General features: G+C 64.1%; 17 protein-coding genes and 3 pseudogenes. 8 read left to right on the top strand and 12 right to left on the bottom strand.

Annotated elements, in window-relative coordinates:
• Nucleotides 1–246: 246 nt before the first annotated feature.
• Nucleotides 247–552 (bottom strand): hypothetical protein, encoded by a 306-nt coding sequence (locus tag PQR02_RS05690; RefSeq protein ID WP_408226721.1) that lies wholly within the window; start codon nt 550–552, stop codon nt 247–249.
• A 233-nt stretch (nt 553–785) separates the two neighbouring features.
• On the opposite strand from PQR02_RS05690, the gene PQR02_RS05685 reads away from it, so the two are divergent.
• Nucleotides 786–1,052 (top strand): hypothetical protein, encoded by a 267-nt coding sequence (locus tag PQR02_RS05685; RefSeq protein ID WP_408226718.1) that lies wholly within the window; start codon nt 786–788, stop codon nt 1,050–1,052.
• A 40-nt stretch (nt 1,053–1,092) separates the two neighbouring features.
• On the opposite strand, the gene PQR02_RS05680 is transcribed toward PQR02_RS05685, so the two are convergent.
• From PQR02_RS05680 to PQR02_RS05660, 5 genes and pseudogenes are all read right to left on the bottom strand, one after another.
• A complete protein-coding gene (locus tag PQR02_RS05680) occupies nt 1,093–2,442 on the bottom strand; it encodes an ATP-binding protein (protein WP_408226715.1) in 1,350 nt (449 codons plus the stop codon).
• Complete coding sequence (locus PQR02_RS05675) at nt 2,442–3,152, bottom strand: response regulator (protein ID WP_408226712.1); 711 nt, start codon at nt 3,150–3,152, stop codon at nt 2,442–2,444. Before PQR02_RS05675 ends, PQR02_RS05680 begins: the two co-directional genes overlap by 1 nt.
• 16 nt (nt 3,153–3,168) lie before the next feature.
• Nucleotides 3,169–3,522 (bottom strand): annotated as a pseudogene (locus PQR02_RS05670) (efflux RND transporter permease subunit); the annotation flags it as partial.
• A complete protein-coding gene (locus PQR02_RS05665) occupies nt 3,513–4,289 on the bottom strand; it encodes a TolC family protein (RefSeq protein WP_408226708.1) in 777 nt (258 codons plus the stop codon). The gene PQR02_RS05665 and the pseudogene PQR02_RS05670, both read right to left, overlap by 10 nt.
• A 238-nt stretch (nt 4,290–4,527) precedes the next feature.
• The gene (locus tag PQR02_RS05660; RefSeq protein WP_408226705.1) at nt 4,528–4,821 is read right to left on the bottom strand and encodes an EF-hand domain-containing protein; all 294 of its coding nucleotides are present in this window, start codon (nt 4,819–4,821) and stop codon (nt 4,528–4,530) included.
• Nucleotides 4,822–5,291: 470 nt separating this feature from the next.
• On the opposite strand from PQR02_RS05660, the gene PQR02_RS05655 reads away from it, so the two are divergent.
• The 3 genes from PQR02_RS05655 to PQR02_RS05645 all read left to right on the top strand — a co-directional run bounded on the left by PQR02_RS05655 (nt 5,292) and on the right by PQR02_RS05645 (nt 7,093).
• Complete coding sequence (locus tag PQR02_RS05655) at nt 5,292–5,633, top strand: hypothetical protein (RefSeq protein ID WP_408226702.1); 342 nt, start codon at nt 5,292–5,294, stop codon at nt 5,631–5,633.
• Between the two features lie 309 nt (nt 5,634–5,942).
• The gene (locus PQR02_RS05650; RefSeq protein WP_408226699.1) at nt 5,943–6,188 is read left to right on the top strand and encodes a hypothetical protein; all 246 of its coding nucleotides are present in this window, start codon (nt 5,943–5,945) and stop codon (nt 6,186–6,188) included.
• A complete protein-coding gene (locus PQR02_RS05645; RefSeq protein ID WP_408226696.1) occupies nt 6,185–7,093 on the top strand; it encodes a formate/nitrite transporter family protein in 909 nt (302 codons plus the stop codon). Before PQR02_RS05650 ends, PQR02_RS05645 begins: the two co-directional genes overlap by 4 nt.
• Before the next feature lie 69 nt (nt 7,094–7,162).
• Here PQR02_RS05645 and PQR02_RS05640 read toward each other — a convergent pair whose 3' ends face one another.
• The gene (locus PQR02_RS05640; RefSeq protein WP_408226693.1) at nt 7,163–8,413 is read right to left on the bottom strand and encodes an arsenic transporter; all 1,251 of its coding nucleotides are present in this window, start codon (nt 8,411–8,413) and stop codon (nt 7,163–7,165) included.
• A gap of 206 nt (nt 8,414–8,619) precedes the next feature.
• Here PQR02_RS05640 and PQR02_RS05635 point away from each other — a divergent pair, with 206 nt between their 5' ends.
• The 3 genes from PQR02_RS05635 (at nt 8,620) to PQR02_RS05625 (ending at nt 10,476) form a co-directional block, all read left to right on the top strand.
• Nucleotides 8,620–9,174 (top strand): cytochrome b, encoded by a 555-nt coding sequence (locus PQR02_RS05635; RefSeq protein WP_408226690.1) that lies wholly within the window; start codon nt 8,620–8,622, stop codon nt 9,172–9,174.
• 85 nt (nt 9,175–9,259) lie between these two features.
• Nucleotides 9,260–9,847, top strand: coding sequence for a YceI family protein (locus tag PQR02_RS05630; RefSeq protein ID WP_408226687.1), 588 nt, complete (start codon nt 9,260–9,262; stop codon nt 9,845–9,847).
• Nucleotides 9,848–9,897: 50 nt separating this feature from the next.
• Nucleotides 9,898–10,476, top strand: coding sequence for a YceI family protein (locus tag PQR02_RS05625; protein WP_408226684.1), 579 nt, complete (start codon nt 9,898–9,900; stop codon nt 10,474–10,476).
• 828 nt (nt 10,477–11,304) lie between these two features.
• Here PQR02_RS05625 and PQR02_RS05620 read toward each other — a convergent pair.
• The 4 genes and pseudogenes from PQR02_RS05620 to PQR02_RS05605 all read right to left on the bottom strand — a co-directional run.
• Nucleotides 11,305–11,532 carry a hypothetical protein gene (locus tag PQR02_RS05620; RefSeq protein WP_408226681.1) on the bottom strand — a complete coding sequence of 76 codons (228 nt, stop codon included), beginning with the start codon at nt 11,530–11,532 and terminating at the stop codon, nt 11,305–11,307.
• Nucleotides 11,533–11,719: 187 nt separating this feature from the next.
• Nucleotides 11,720–12,640 carry a DMT family transporter gene (locus PQR02_RS05615; RefSeq protein WP_408226678.1) on the bottom strand — a complete coding sequence of 307 codons (921 nt, stop codon included), beginning with the start codon at nt 12,638–12,640 and terminating at the stop codon, nt 11,720–11,722.
• Between the two features lie 56 nt (nt 12,641–12,696).
• Entirely contained in the window at nt 12,697–12,954 is a 258-nt protein-coding gene (locus tag PQR02_RS05610; RefSeq protein ID WP_408226675.1) for a 2-hydroxymuconate tautomerase family protein, read from the bottom strand.
• A gap of 3 nt (nt 12,955–12,957) precedes the next feature.
• Nucleotides 12,958–13,176 (bottom strand): annotated as a pseudogene (locus tag PQR02_RS05605) (4-oxalocrotonate decarboxylase); the annotation flags it as partial.
• Nucleotides 13,177–13,309: 133 nt separating this feature from the next.
• On the opposite strand from PQR02_RS05605, the pseudogene PQR02_RS05600 reads away from it, so the two are divergent.
• Nucleotides 13,310–13,519, top strand: a pseudogene (locus PQR02_RS05600) (LysR family transcriptional regulator); the annotation flags it as partial.
• 39 nt (nt 13,520–13,558) lie between these two features.
• On the opposite strand, the gene PQR02_RS05595 reads toward PQR02_RS05600, so the two are convergent.
• Nucleotides 13,559–14,071, bottom strand: a complete 513-nt coding sequence (locus tag PQR02_RS05595; protein WP_408226672.1) for a DUF3455 domain-containing protein — start codon at nt 14,069–14,071, stop codon at nt 13,559–13,561.
• Nucleotides 14,072–14,771: the final 700 nt, after the last annotated feature.

The following is a 14,771-nucleotide window of genomic DNA, read 5'->3' as shown; positions in this document are numbered from 1 at the left end:
TTGCGGGTGAGTTCGCTGCATTAGCCGCCAGGCGGCAAGCAGCGCGCGACCCATCGCGGCACTCGCCGCCGGGACTGGACGCCAGCACGCCGTTACCAGGTGATTTGCACGCAGCTTCGCAACAGCAGTGCGACGAGTTCGGCCTGTCTGTGGGTATCGGTCTTGGCGAAAATCTGCTTCATATAACCGCGCGCGGTTCCAATGCCGATTCCCCGTTGCGATGCCGCGTTGCATCCGACGCGGTCATCACGTGGGTTCTGCCGCAGCGGGAAGCCACGCCCCAAAGACCGCGTCATCCTGTATTCGGCAACTCGCGGGGAAAATTAAGGGTTTGCAGAATTGTGTTTCGTTCGTGCTGCAAACGTGGCTGGCGCGCGGCTCGAACGGTGGCTCGCCAACCGGTTGCACCATGGCATAGGGATTGCCAGCGGCACGTTCGGGATCGGCCTCGCGCTTGCGCTGGGCTCGCTGTTCGCGCCGGATCCGCGCCGCGCAGCCCATGTTGCAGCGGCCGCCATGTCGATCGTGACGGCAGCAATCGCTGCTTTTCATCCTGCTGCCCGCAATGCGGCTTATATTGATGCTAGGCGTGTTCCTGCATCGTCGCGATTACCGCTTCAGCGCGATCCCCGCGCCCGCGCTGGCGATCGTCGCGGCGGGACGGCTGGTCGGCGCGGCGTGATCCGCGCGGCCGCAGCGCGTGCCGGTATGATGCCTGGCGCGCGCCCTCATCGGAGCAGCACATACCGTCGCTCCTCACGCATCATTCAGCCACGAGAACCATCATGCCTGCCCAACACGACGAAGCCCCCGCCACCAGCGCCGCGCCGGATGAGGTCAAGCGCAAGACGCTGTCCATCACCGTGCGCAATCTGCTGATGGTCGCCGTTGGCGCGGTGGTGTTCGCGATCGTGGCGAGCGTCGTGCTTTACAGCACGGTCATGTATGGCGACGAGATTCCCAACTTCGGCATCATCCTGATGCTGACCGTGCCGGTGATCGCGGGCGTGGCGTTCCGCGTCGGACTGGACGCGTGGCTGGACCGCGAGTGAGCGCCACGCCTACGGCAATGGGCCGGGTCCGCGCGGCCGGTTAGCCAGCCGCCACCGGCAACACCACCCATACTTCCAGGCCGCCGCCCTCGCGCGGATGAAACTGCAGGCTGCCGCCATGCAGCCGCGCAATCCGCTCGACGATCGACAACCCCAACCCCGTGCCGCCGCTATGCGCGCGTGCATTGCGGCCGCGCTGGAACGGCGCTTTCAGTTGCTCCAGTTCCTGCGCCGACAGCCCCTTGCCGCGATCGCCGACCGCGACCGTCACCGTGCCGGCGGTGGCCCAGGTGCGCACGGCGAGACCGCTGCCGCAGTACACGATCGCGTTCTGCATCAGGTTCATCAACAGCCGCATCATGCTGATCGGCCGGTACGCGAGCCCCGGCAGCGGCGCGAGCGACAATTCGAACTCGTGCCCGAGTCCCGCGAAGTCGCCCGCGAGCCGTTCGATCAGCGCATTCAGATCGCCGGGCTGCGGCGCCTCGCGCTCGCCGCTGCCCGCGTAGTCCATGAACTGCTGCAAGATCGTCTCGATCTGGTCCAGATACGACTCCGCGGCAATCACGAAACTGCTGTCGCTGCCGTGCGGCATCGCCATCGCCATCGACAGGCGCAGCTTGGTGAGCGGCGTGCGGATGTCGTGCGAAATGCCCGCCAGCATCAACGCGCGGGTCGCCTCGGCTTCCTGCAACGCGTGCGTCATCTGATTGAAAGCACGGCTCACCGCCGCGATTTCGGTGGGGCCGTCGGTGGGCAGCGGCGCGGGCGCTTCGCCGGCGCTTACGCGGCGCGCCGCCCGCGTCAACTGCTCAAGCGGCTCGTTCAGGTGAAGCTGGATCGCGTAGCCCGCCAGTGCGGCCAGCGCGCCCAGACCGAGTGACAGAAAAATCGCCACTTCGAGTCCGTTGCCCTGCGCGTCCTCGGGGATCGGCAAGGCAATCCAGTACGGTGCCTGCGGTGCGTCCGCCGGCCCGTGCAGGCGAATCCACAGGCGCTCCCCGCCTTCGGTTTGCCAGCGCGCCGGCATGTCGGCGGGCAGATGCGCGCGCAGGCTGTCGAGAAACAGGTCGCGCTGATAGTGGCGGTATGCGTGCGCGAGACTCGGCGGAGGCTTCTCGGTGGCCTCGGGCGGCAATTGCGCGCGCGCGTCGAGACGCGCGGTCAACGCGCTGCGCGCGCCGGGCGGCGTCGCGGCCAGCAGGTTGTCGAGCGTGGTGACGTAAGTGGCGAACACGGCCGCCGCGCGGTCGACGCGAGGCCGTTGCACGTAATGCAGCAACACGGCGAGCGAGCACACCTGGCTCAACATCACGAGCGCGATCAGAAGCGCGATATTGCGCGCGAGCAGCGTGCGCGGCAGCGCCCCGCGCAGCAGCGGGCGCGCCATCACTCGACGTCCGCGGCCAGCATGTAGCCGACGCCCCACACGGTCTTGATGAAACGCGGCTTGGACGGATCGTCCTCGACGATCTGCCGCAGCCGCAGCACCTGCACGTCGATGCTGCGATCGAGCGCGTCGTGCTCGCGCCCACGTGCGCGCGCCAGCAGGTTGTCGCGGCTCACCGGCCGGTTCGGCGACGAAGCCAGCGCGACCAGCAGCAGCATCTGTGCCGAGTGAATCTCGAGCGGCACGCCCGCGCGCGACAGCTCCTGCTTGCCGACGTCGAGCGTGAAGTCGCCGAAGCGCACGCTTTGCGAAGTCACGGTGACATCGCCCGACGCGATCTTCTGCCGGCGCAGCAGCGCGTTGATGCGCGCCACCAGTTCGCGCGGCAGGAACGGTTTGGCGAGGTAGTCGTCGGCGCCGGTTTCGAGGCCGACCACGCGGTCGAGCGGATCGCCCTTCGCGGTCAGCATCAGGATCGGCAAGGTCTGGCCCTGCTCGCGCAGGCGCGCGCAGATCTGCAGGCCGTCCTCCGCGCCGATCATCAGGTCGAGCACCAGCAGATCGAACGGCTCGCGCTCCAGGTAACGGTCCAGACGCCGGCTGTCCTCGGCGATGCGCACGTCGAAGCCGTGGCCGCGCAGAAACCGTTGCAGCATGTTGCGCAACTCGACTTCGTCGTCGAGCACGATGATCTTGGCGGGGCGATCCATGCGAAAGCTCCTCGGTTCAAGCGTCGGGTGACGCCTCGGGTAACGCCTTGTGCGCCGCATGCCGCTCGGAAAGACGCTGCAACAGCACATAGAACGACGGAATGAACAGTACGGCAATGCAGGTGGAAGCGAGCATCCCCGAAAATACCGCAATCCCGAGCGAGCGGCGCGGGCTCGCGCTGGCACCGGTCGCGATCACGAGCGGCACCACGCCGAGAATGAAGGCGAACGAGGTGATCATGATCGGGCGGAACCGCAGCCGCGCAGCCTCCACCGCTGCCTCGGCGACGCCCACGCCCTGCGCGCGCAGATGCCGCGCGAACTCGACGATCAGGATCGCGTTCTTCGCCGACAGCGCGATCAGCAGCACGCCAGCGTGTCGCGGTCCTGCGCGCGAGCCTTGATGAGCGGCGGAATCTGCGCCTCGGTTTCGGCCACCAGCGTGGCGGCCTGCTCGACATCGAGCTGGCTCACCGAACCGCGCTTGTAGCGCAGCTGGGTCAGCGCGAGACTCTGCTGCACCGCCTTCAGGTTTTGCTGCGCGACCGTGATGCGTTGTTCCAGCGCGCGCAGATCGATATAGGCGTTGGCGACATCCGCGAACAACGACACCAGCGCGTTGTCATACGCAGCTTCCGACACGCGCAATTGCGCGCGATCCGATTCGATCTGCCGGCGATATTTGCCCCAGAAGTCGAGCTCCCAGCCGGCGTTCACATGCAGATGCTCGGCCCACAGATGCGCGGGCGGAATCGGGCCGACGCCGCTCGTGTCGACATGGCTCACGCCCACCGACACGGTGCCCGACTGCGGCAGCAGATTCTGCTCGCTGATGGAGAGTTGCGCGCGCGCCTTGAAGATGTTCAAGCCGGCTACCTGCAGCGTCAGGTTCCGTTCATACGCACGCTGTTCGAGCGCGGTGAGCACCGGGTCGTCGAACGCGCTCCACCAGGCCGCTTGTGCGGCGGGAGCGGACTGCGCGCTGTCCGGCAAACTCTCGAGCCAGCGGTCTTCGAGCGTCACGTCGGGCTGCCTGAAATCCGGGCCGACTGTCACGCAACCGCTCAACGCCGCGCCGAACGACACGATGAGCGATGCGCTGACAAGGCGCAGGCGGCGGGACGCGGCAGGTTTCATCGCGCGTTTGGTGGGGCGTCAAGGTACGGCAACGGGTTGGAGGGAATGGCTCGCGGCACGACGCAGGATGACGCGGAACCAGACATGAGCGAGCGGAACACAGCAGGTCACCGGCCAAGGACACGCTTGAACGGCAGGCAGCCAGCACCGCTTTGCGGCGCCGGGCGTCGCGGGATTCGGCGCAAAGCGTCCGGCCGGCCGCGCCACGCCCCTACGATCTCGCCGATGCCCGCGCGGCTCAGTGCGCTGCCCCGCGTTCCTGCATGAATGCCGCGATCTGCGGCAGCGTGATGTAGCCCGCCTTCTGCGAATCGATTTCGTCGAAATGTTGGGCCACCATCGGCATGCCCGCCTCGGCCTGCTGCTTCGTGAGCTTGCCGTCGTGCGTGGTGTTGGCGTTCGAAAAGCGCATCTGCAACTGCTGCGCCATCCGTTCCATACTTTGCGGATTCCCGCCCTGGGGCGCCGCGCTCTGGGCGAACGTGATGGTGGATGCGCAGCACAGCAGCATGGCGGCGAGCAACTTCTTCATGACCGACTCCTTCGATTGATCTTCACTTGATGCATCGAGCGTCGCCTGCTCGTGCCGCGATCCGCTTCGATGACAGGCCGAATTCTTGTGGATCCGACGCCGGATGGCAATTTCAGAATCATGTCGACGTGTGTCATGGCCTGGCGCGCACAACGGCAGCAGGCGCGGCGCGCCCGGCTTGCGGATCGCAGCACGCGCTTCATACATCGGCGCACGCCCGCGCAGCCGCAACCCCTCTGGCCCGCGAGCCTCGCCGTGACATCGAATGAAATGACTTTGCCGTGTCGTTTCAACGCTGCGTTGCGTATCTTTGGTCTGCCGGCGCAGCACAGCATCGCAAACAGCGGATGTACCGCTCGCGCCGCTCGCGCCACGAGCGCATCCCGCAACGGCTGAGCGTCCACGCGAAGCCGGACCGCCGGCGCGTCGTTCAACAGAACATGTGCCGCTCAACGTCTCAGGAGTACCCAGTGACCATTCGTCTCGCCTGCGCTTCTACCTTTACCGCCATCGGTCTCGCCTGCTCATCCACCGCCTTCGCCAGGGTCGTCATGTACGTGCCCGCCGCCGTGGTCTATGCGCCGCCGCCGCGGCCTGTCTATTACTCCTTGCCGGTCAGTCCGGTGTACGTGACGGCGCCCCCGCCGGTTGCCGTTCCCGTTGCGGTGCCGGTCACCGCGTCCGTCACGGTTGCGCCGGTCAAACCCGCTGCGCTCTACACCACCGTCGTCGTGCCGCCGCCGACCAACTATGCGCCGGTGCCCGCGCCTGCCGTGACCTACGCGCAGCCGGTCATGATGATGCCGCGCTAACGCGCGCATCGGCTCGCGAGCAGTTCACCAGCGCCGGCAGTCCGCGCACCGGGCGCATGCGTTGCCCATGTGTCGACTACGAGACAGTTGACCCAGCATAGGACATGCTTCGCGCCGGCACGCCTCGCGAATTCCCGTTGTCCTGAACAATTGCCGCAGACCGGTGGGAGAGGACCGTGGGGCGGCTCGTGCCACTCCGCTGCGTGGCGTGATGAACGTCGCGGCAGCGCGTGCCGCATTCGTTGGGAACGGCGCTTGCTGCTGCCTACTGGCGAGTGCCGAACTCCCCGTGCTTCCCGGAAACATCAGATGACTTACCACGACATAGATAAGGAAATCGCCCACCTCGAAGTTGTCTTCGGGCTGATCTCCACATGTGACCGCTTTCCCCTGTCGTACTGGCAGCAGCGTCTGCGCGTGCTGCACAGCGCGCCGATGATGTCGGCGCAACGCGCGCGCGTCGCACGGCTCGAAGCGACGTTGCGCTCGCTGCGTGAGTCGGAGGAAACGGCGAGCGCCGAGCCGCCGCACACTTCGACGGTCACCGGGTCATGACGCAGGCCGTGAAGGAAAAGCAGCCAAAGCAGGCGGCGGCGCGTACCGTCGCCCCGGGTGCACGCGCGCGGGACGCAGGCGCGGACTCGCCGCATCTGGACGAGGAGGAACAGGATCAGGCGGCCGACCACACCGCGCCCCATGCGCTCGTCCTGCACGAAATCGTTCGTGCGGAAGGCGAAGCCGCACTCGAGCGGACCATCGGCGCGTTGATCTGGTCGTCGTTGGCGGCGGGGTTGTCGATGGGCTTCTCGTTTCTCACGCAAGCGGTGCTGCAAGCCGGATTGCCGGACGCGCCCTGGCGCTATCTGGTGGCGAGCCTCGGCTACTCGATGGGCTTCGTGCTCGTCATCATGGGCCGGCAGCAACTGTTCACCGAGAGCACCTTGACCGTCGTGCTGCCGGTACTGACGCGGCGCGATATGCCGACCTTGCTCAAGGCGCTGCGTCTGTGGGTCGTCGTGCTGCTCTTCAACCTGATCAGCACCTGGATCTTCGCCGCGATGCTACGGATTCCCGACGTGTTTGCACCCGCCGTCGAGGACGCGCTCGGCGAGGTGTCGCGCGCCGCGCTCGGCCCGCAGAACATACTGCCCACGTTTGTGCGCGCGATCTTCGCCGGCTGGCTGATCGCGCTGATGGTGTGGCTGTTGCCGAGTGCACGCTCCGCGCGTCTGCTGACCGTGTTGCTGATCACGTATGTGGTGGCCGTGAGCCATCTGTCGCACATCATCGCTGGATCGACCGAAGTGGCCTACGCGTATCTCGCCGGCGACGCGAGCTTGCATGACTACTTCTTCCGTTTCCTGGTGCCGACACTTGCCGGCAACATCATCGGCGGCATGACGCTGGTGGCGCTGCTCAATCATGCGGCGATCGCGCCGGAGATCAACGATAGCCCCTGAGTGGCCGCGTGAGCGGATGCGCGCGGGGTCTGCAGACGGGGCGGCACATCACGTCGGCACATCGCCCGCTCAACCGGTCAGCAGCCGCGCGCCGAGCGCCAGCACGAGGGCCGGCACCATCACGAGCACGCCGACCTTCAGGAACTTCATGAAGCTCACGTCTTCGCCTTCGCGGCGAATTGCGTTGAGCCAGAGAATGGTCGCGAGCGAGCCGGTGATCGACAGGTTCGGGCCGAGATCGACGCCGATCAGCAGCGCGTCGATCACACGCTCCGGACTCTGCGCCTGGATCACCGTCGAACTGGCGATCAGGCCGGCCGGCAAGTTGTTCATCAGATTGCTGCCGAACGCGATGAGCGCGCCGCACCATCCCGCCGTGGCCATTTCGTTGTGTTCGGTCGCGCGCCGCAGCGTGGTGGCGAGCGCCGTGATGACCCCCGTGTGATCGAGCATCTCGACCAGCACGAACAGCGCCGCCACCAGCGGCAGCACGCTCCACGAGATTTCGCGGATCATCGGCAGCGGCGATTTGCGCTCCTGAATCAGCACCACCAGCGCGGTCAGCGTGCCGAGTATCGCGGTCGGCATGCCGAGCGCAATGTCGTAGGCGGACACCGTCAGCAGGACGCCCGCCGTCACCGCGATACCCGCTAGCGCGACCCGTCCGCTCGACGACAATTCGACCGCTTCGAGATTCGCTTCGCAGACGCCCGCGAGCGCGTCGCGCTGGCTCCAGCGCAACATCACGTAAGTTGCGGCAATCGACAGCACGGACGGCAGCGTGAAGCGCATCATCCACGCGCCCAGTGCGGGGGTGTGGTTGCCGTACAGCACGATGTTGGCCGGATTCGAAATCGGCAGTACGAAACTCGCCGCGTTGGCGACGAAAGCGCAGATGAACAGCAACGGCAGCGGCGGCGTCTTCGCCTTCTTCGCGGCGGCGAACACGGCTGGCGTGAGCACGACCGCGGTCGCGTCATTGGACAGAAACGCGGTGATCACCACGCCGACCAGGTACACCAGCACAAAGAGCTTGCGCGGCGAGCTTTGCGCGTGATTGACCGCGAGCACGGCGACCCAGTCGAACAGACCTTCGCGCCGGCCCACTTCCGACAGCAGCATCATGCCGAACAGGAACAGGTAGACGTCGGTGCCCTTGCCGATTGCTTCGATCGCCAGATGCACCGGCAATAGTCCGAGCGATACCAGCAGCAGCGCGCCCGCGACGGCCCATACGGCTTCGGGCCATTTGAACGGCCGGGTGATGACGCCGGCCGTGGCCAGCGCGGCGATGCCCCAGGAGAGGAAAACAGAATTCACAGCGTAGGCCCTGGAAGATGAGTTGCGTGGTTGCCGATGTGGTCTCGTTGCGAGTCAGCCGGAAAATTACCACAGCGTGCGCATTTCAATCAGATTAGTGTCACCGTCACAACAATCTGTTCTCTCGCATCCGGCTATTCAGGATTGGTGGGCCTGCCTACCATCTGCGTTCTCACTCGATCCCTCACCATCGCGAGCACAAGAGAATGCCATCACGTCCCTCCGGTTCCGAACGCTACAACGGCGCGGCCATTGCACTGCACTGGCTGATCGCCGTGCTGATCATCGGCGGGTTCTATCTCGGCTGGATCATGACCGATATCCCCGGCTTCACGCCCACCAAGCTGAAGTACTTCTCGTGGCACAAGTGGATCGGCGTGACCGTGTTCGCGCTCGCCGTGCTCCGCATGCTCTGGCGCGCCACGCATCGCGCGCCGCCGCTCGATGACGCCACGCCCGCGTGGCAGAAGGCGGCGGCCCATCTGGTGCACGGCGTGCTGTACCTGCTGATGCTCGCGATTCCGCTGTCCGGCTACTTCTATAGCTCGGCGGCCGGCATTCAGGTGGTGTACCTCGGTGTCGTGCCGCTGCCCACGTTCATCGGCCCGGATCAGGCGCTCAAGGCCACGCTGCGCAGGGTCCACGTGCTGCTCGACTACGCGCTGCTGGCGCTCGTCGTCATGCATGTGCTGGCGGCGCTCAAGCATCAGTTCGTCGACCGCGACGGATTGCTTGCGCGGATGATTCCGTTCCTCAAGTAACCATCTCAACCACTGCCGATTGGTCACTACTGGTTGGCAATCTAATTCCCAACAGCGTGCAATTCACGCACGCGGTTTCGATAGGATGCGTACCACCATGAAATCAACCGCTCTCCCATCGGTGCGTCGCGCGGCGCTCGCCGGTCTCGCCGCTTTTTCCATGTTCGGCGCCGGCCTCGCGCACGCCGACGTCGACCTGAGCAAAAGCACCGTCGTCGCCACGACGAAGCAGATGAACGTGCCGGTCGACGGCAAGTTCGGGAAGTTCTCCGCGCAACTGAACTTCGATCCGGCCAAGCCGGCCGCCGGCAACGCCAACGTGACGATCGACACCGCCAGCTACGACCTCGGCGCCGAGGACTACAACAAGCAGGCGCAAGGCAAGGAATGGTTCGACAGCGCGGCCTGGCCGGCCGCGACCTTCGTGTCGAGCGCGATCGCATCGGCCGGCGGCAACCAGTACAAGATCACCGGCAAGCTGACCATCAAGGGCAAGTCGCAAACTGTCGTGGTGCCGGTCGTCATCGCGAGCCAGGGCGCCACGCAAACCTTCGACGGCTCGTTGCCGATCAAACGCTCGCAGTTCGACGTCGGCACGGGCGAATGGAAAGACACGTCGGTCGTCGCCGACGAAGTCGTCATCAAATTTCACCTCGTCGCTTCGAAGAAGTAACGCAAAACAACGAAGCGTCGCCGCACTTTTCTGAAAACCTGGAGAACATCTTGAAGAAATCATTTTTGCTCGCAGCAGGCGCGCTCGCCGCTGCATTGTCGTTCAATGCGATGGCCGCCGATACGTATCAGCTCGATCCGACCCACACGTACCCGAGCTTCGAAACCGACCACTTCGGCGGCCTCTCGATCTGGCGCGGCAAGTTCAGGAAGAGCAGCGGCACCGTGGTGCTGGATCGCGCGGCGAAGACCGGCACGGTCGATGTGACGATCGACATGAACGCGGTGGATATCGGCAACGACAAGCTCGACGCGGAACTCGTCACCGACAAGTTCTTCAACGCCGCGAACTATCCGAGCGCCACCTACAAGGGCACGCAGATCCGCTTCGACGGTGACAAGCCGGTGGAAGTGATCGGCACGCTGACGATGCACGGCATCACCAAGCCGGTCAACCTGAAGATCGAATCGTTCAAGTGCTTCACGCATCCGATGCTCAAGCGCGAAGTGTGCGGCACGGAATCGACCGCGACGTTCAATCGCGACGACTTCGGCATCGACTTCGGCAAGGCCTACGGCTTCAGCATGCTGACCACGCTGAATATTCAGGCTGAGGGCATCAAGCAGTGATCTCCGCGGATTAAAGCAAGCTCGCGCTACACGGTTGCGGCAACGGGTCGAGATGGCCGCCCTAGTTTGCGCAACCGTTCTTTACGGAATAGCCCTTTGAACATGGGCTGTTTCGCCAGGAACAGCGGATTGAATCGCTTGTTCGTCAAAGTCTCCAGCTCGTGACATTTCGGTTTTGCCGCCCGGCAAAAGCCGGAGCATTGCGCGCACGCCTGGGCCGCCGCCATGGCGCACCCGGAATGAGATGACTGATTTCTTCGACGGCTTCCAGTAGCAGTGGCGCGCACTCGTGCGGGCGAGCTTCAGTCAGACGAAACACCGGCCCCGCCACGCTCACCGCGCCCATAGCGTTTTCGCTCACAGGGTGCACGAGAGGCGCGGCCATCGCCGACATTCAGTCCGTGAAGGTCTGGACTGCGACTGAATACCCGCGCTGACGGGCCTGCTCCACACGACCAGTTTGACGGCACGGGATTGGTACGCGGATTGGAGCGCAAAGGCTGCCAGTTGAAAGGCGCTGCCGCGCTCGTTCTCGGCAGTGGCGGAGTGCGAGCGGCCATGGCGGCTTCGTTGACAGCTGCGGGCGTTGGAGAACTCGCCCTTTCGACACCAGCGATGCCGCTTCGGGAGCACTCGGCAAGCGGCTCCGGACACACTACCCGGCGGCGAGAGATAAGGGCTGCGCCGTGCAGGTCGCGACCGGCATGCTGTTCGAGATGGTCTGCGCCTATGTCTAGTTTTTCGGATATGGCACGGCTTCGCCGCAAGGATTGCGTGCGGTATTGCAGATCAACTATTCGTCATAATAAACGGCCTGTCGGCACCGCTTCAGTATTGGCGCCGATAGGCTTCGGCCATGATCGCGCTGACCTCTGCGCGAGTTTTCAACGCGTCGCGGATTGCGTCCGGAAGGCGCGCGAGCCATCCGGATACAACGGGAGCAAGAACGGTAGCGACGATTGCGGCGGAAAAAATCGATTTCATGATGGGGTTCCAGTTGTCTATGGCGGCCTGCCCGCTGTCGTCCGGAAGAACTACATGTTCCGAACGCCACATATGCAGGCGAGGCGGGTTGCTTCGCCGCCTTGGGTATTAGTATAAACCCTAATCACATTCGACGTATTCCGACACTTTTTTAGGTCATCCCGACCTGCGGCGCGGTCCAAGCTGGGGAAACGTCGAGCCGCCAACCTCGCCAAATCCGTTGGCATCGCTACATGCAGCAACGGATGGGCCGCACGGATCAGGACCCACGAGCGCGTGCGTGCAGCAACACCGTCCCGATTCCGCTCGCTGCAATCACCAGCATGCCCAGCGCCATCCACAGGTTCGGAACCTGACCAAAGAAGGCCCAACTGAAGAGCGTGGCGAACGCCAGTTGCGCATAGCCGAAAGGCGTGAGCACCGCCAGCGGCGCGCGTCGAAGCGCCTGTAGCATCAGCGAATGGCCCGTGGTCGCGAGCGACGCCATGATGAGGACGAGCAGCCAGCTTCCAAAGCGTACGGTCTTGATTTCGGGAAGCAGGCTGGCCTGAGCCGCCCACAACAGCGCGGAAAGCGCCAGCGTCGCCACGACAGCGGTCAAGAAGTTGGTGGTCATCGCGTCGCCGCTTTTCGACAGCTTGCTGGACACAACCTGAAAACACGCGAAGGTTGTCGCGGCGGCGAGCGGAAAGAATATCGGCCACGAAAAATCGCCGCTGCCGGGCCGCACGACCATCAGCATGCCGATGAAGCCGAGAATGACCATTGCCCATCTGCTTCGCGGCACACTCTCGTCGAGGAGCGTTGCGGCCAGCACCGTGGTGATCAGCGGCGCCATCATGGCCAGCGAAGTTGTCACGGGAAGCGGCAAATAGCGCAGCCCCGCAAACGTCGACGCGGAATTGAGCAGCAGCAGGAGCGCCCGCAGCAATTGCAGCCTGAAGGGCCGCGCCCCGCGAAAATCGCGGACTCCACGTTTCGCCAGCCAGAGCGCGAGCACGACTGTCTGGAACACGTATCTCACCCAGAGCAGCGCAAGTAGCGGCACGGTCGAGCCGATGACCTTGGTCATGGAGTCACTTCCCGCAAAAGCGGCAGTCGTGAGGACCATGAGGAAAATGCCCGCTTGCGCGCTGTCGGCGGGAAGAGAAAAGCGGCTGAAGTATCGTGGACGTTCCACCCGTCTCTCCTATCGTCGTGCGGTCCGGATCACGCGTATCGATTCGATACGCCCGCTCATTTGTTTGGCGTCACCTGAACCAGCGCGTCGGTTGCGATCGCATAGCCTGTCACGCCCAGGCCATCCCCGACGCGGTCCGCGACGGTCTTGCCGCCGCGTCCCCAGCAATCGGGCGGCACTTCTTCGACCAGAACGCGCACGCCGCCGACCGGCATCGCCGGGCTTTGCGTCATCGCCTGCGAGACACTTTCGATCAGACGGCGCTTCTGCTCGGGACGACGGCCTTCGAGGATATCGATAAGGGCAATCGGCATCGCTTATCCCTTGACGTGAAAACCCGCACTGCCAAGCTGTTCCATGTCGACCGACACGTATTGCCCCGGCTTGAGCCACTCAGCCGGCGTCGCGCCCCCCGCCATCACAATCGAGCCGGCCTGCAACGGTTCGCCCGCCTGCGCCGCAAGACGCGCAGCGGCAACCAGCGAACGCAGTGGATGACCGAGCAGCGCGGCCGTCGAACCGACCTGGAAATCGCGTTCGTGCTGAAGCATTCGCTCGAAGGCGAGGTGACCGGACCGCAGGCGCTCGCCGCTGTTGAGCGCCCGGAGGTAAAGATCGGCTTGCACAATATGTCGAAGGCTGAGCAGATCGCGGCGCTTCGCGAGTGGCGTGGCGAGCCGCTTCGGTGTCTGCGTGACAACGGAGTCGGCGGTCAATCTTCGGTTGCCTGGGGTGGTATACCGGCCGCTCAGGTCGTCGCAGCTACGGGAGATCGAGTTGAGTTGTTTGTATCGGCGCGAAGATAGGTCGCCGATCCTGCAGGCTTTTCTCAAGTTGATACGGGCGTCCCGCTCAAAGCATGCCCGCGTAAAGCGCTGAACCAGAACCCCGCGCGTGTCGTCGCATAAGCGCATGCCACTATCGATAAAATACATAATCCGCGAGATAAGGTGAACTACCGATTTCGTGCTCCGTCGAACATGGCGCGGCCGGCATCAACCCTCCAACGGTATGCACTCGCTGCACATACCGGACAGCCGACAGTGTGCCGATACCGGACGTGCTATGCGCTTCGAGCAAGAGTTGCGGGATGCTCGCCGGCGTTTCGCTGGGACGCTGCGCAAGCACTCGCCCTACAATCCGGCTTCCGTCGTCCGCTTCCCAGGACGGCCCGGCGCCGTGCCGAACCGTGGCGTGGCCACTTGCGTCGAACAGCGTTGCCTGTGGGCTCCTGAACACCCAGCCCAAATGATGCTGCGCGTCGAACTCACAGGAATAGGTTTGCACGCCAGACGCGGCCAACGTCATCAAGCGCTCGGCCTGAGGCGGGTCGATGGAAGCGCTGGCAGGACCCGCAGGCGTCGTCGCACACGCCCCCAGTAGCGATGCAACGGCGGTCGCAAGACCTGATCGGAAAATATTTTTGAACATGGTTCTCGCCTTGAAGGGACAAAGTACGATCCGCAGAAGTTGCCGACCAGAGACATAGGCCGTTGAATTCGATAGTCAGGATCGTACGCGTAATTCCATGCGTCATCGAGCCCGCGAACTCGGTCGACTCTTCGTCGGCCTGATGGAAAGCTTCGCATAAGTCCGAACTTCAGGCGTCACGCCATATTCTTCGTGGCAACGAACATCTTTCAATCGGCAAACGATGCTCTGAGGCAACGGCTGGCTCGTTTGCAAGTTTGCACACCAGTTCCCGCGCCACTAGCTGTTCGCTATCCACGCAGCGCAATCCGTTTTCTCGCGCGCACGTAGCATGCACCGCGCAATGCCGCATCACGCCGGCCTCAGCTTGGGACCAGGACCCAGTAGGGGTAACCGCAAAAATCGAAATTCACCCTTGCAAACAATGCGCTTAATTATCAGCCAACGCTTTCCTAAGCTTGACATTAGCTGCTATGGACTCGCTCTCGCGCTGCCGGCGCACTGTATGCCGTCAATACTATGCAATACCGGCCTGAGAAGCCTTGTCGCGCGTCGCTTGAGTTGATTGAGACATAGAGGGCATCGTGGGCATAAACGAGGTACCGGTCACCTGGCCAGGCCTTTAGGCGAGCCTGGATTCCTTCCAGGAATGAAGTATGTCTCGTTGACGGTCCTCAGCGGCGATCTGTGGTTCGCGTCA

It is taken from the genome of Paraburkholderia sediminicola (assembly GCF_046026895.1).
Lineage (GTDB): Bacteria > Pseudomonadota > Gammaproteobacteria > Burkholderiales > Burkholderiaceae > Paraburkholderia > Paraburkholderia sediminicola_C.
The sequence above is the reverse complement of the archived record's forward strand: the minus strand, read 5'-3'. Positions and strand labels throughout refer to the sequence as shown.

What these genes read in the sequence shown, in the direction of transcription:
- PQR02_RS05650 (WP_408226699.1), top strand. Translation starts at nt 5,943, where the DNA reads ATGACTTACCACGACATAGATAAGGAAATCGCCCACCTCGAAGTTGTC.
- PQR02_RS05595 (WP_408226672.1), bottom strand. Translation starts at nt 14,071, where the DNA reads ATGTTCAAAAATATTTTCCGATCAGGTCTTGCGACCGCCGTTGCATCG.
- PQR02_RS05635 (WP_408226690.1), top strand. Translation starts at nt 8,620, where the DNA reads ATGCCATCACGTCCCTCCGGTTCCGAACGCTACAACGGCGCGGCCATT.
- PQR02_RS05680 (WP_408226715.1), bottom strand. Translation starts at nt 2,442, where the DNA reads ATGGCGCGCCCGCTGCTGCGCGGGGCGCTGCCGCGCACGCTGCTCGCG.
- PQR02_RS05620 (WP_408226681.1), bottom strand. Translation starts at nt 11,532, where the DNA reads ATGTGGCGTTCGGAACATGTAGTTCTTCCGGACGACAGCGGGCAGGCC.
- PQR02_RS05665 (WP_408226708.1), bottom strand. Translation starts at nt 4,289, where the DNA reads ATGAAACCTGCCGCGTCCCGCCGCCTGCGCCTTGTCAGCGCATCGCTC.
- PQR02_RS05645 (WP_408226696.1), top strand. Translation starts at nt 6,185, where the DNA reads ATGACGCAGGCCGTGAAGGAAAAGCAGCCAAAGCAGGCGGCGGCGCGT.
- PQR02_RS05675 (WP_408226712.1), bottom strand. Translation starts at nt 3,152, where the DNA reads ATGGATCGCCCCGCCAAGATCATCGTGCTCGACGACGAAGTCGAGTTG.
- PQR02_RS05630 (WP_408226687.1), top strand. Translation starts at nt 9,260, where the DNA reads ATGCGTACCACCATGAAATCAACCGCTCTCCCATCGGTGCGTCGCGCG.
- PQR02_RS05685 (WP_408226718.1), top strand. Translation starts at nt 786, where the DNA reads ATGCCTGCCCAACACGACGAAGCCCCCGCCACCAGCGCCGCGCCGGAT.
- PQR02_RS05660 (WP_408226705.1), bottom strand. Translation starts at nt 4,821, where the DNA reads ATGAAGAAGTTGCTCGCCGCCATGCTGCTGTGCTGCGCATCCACCATC.
- PQR02_RS05610 (WP_408226675.1), bottom strand. Translation starts at nt 12,954, where the DNA reads ATGCCGATTGCCCTTATCGATATCCTCGAAGGCCGTCGTCCCGAGCAG.
- PQR02_RS05690 (WP_408226721.1), bottom strand. Translation starts at nt 552, where the DNA reads ATGAAAAGCAGCGATTGCTGCCGTCACGATCGACATGGCGGCCGCTGC.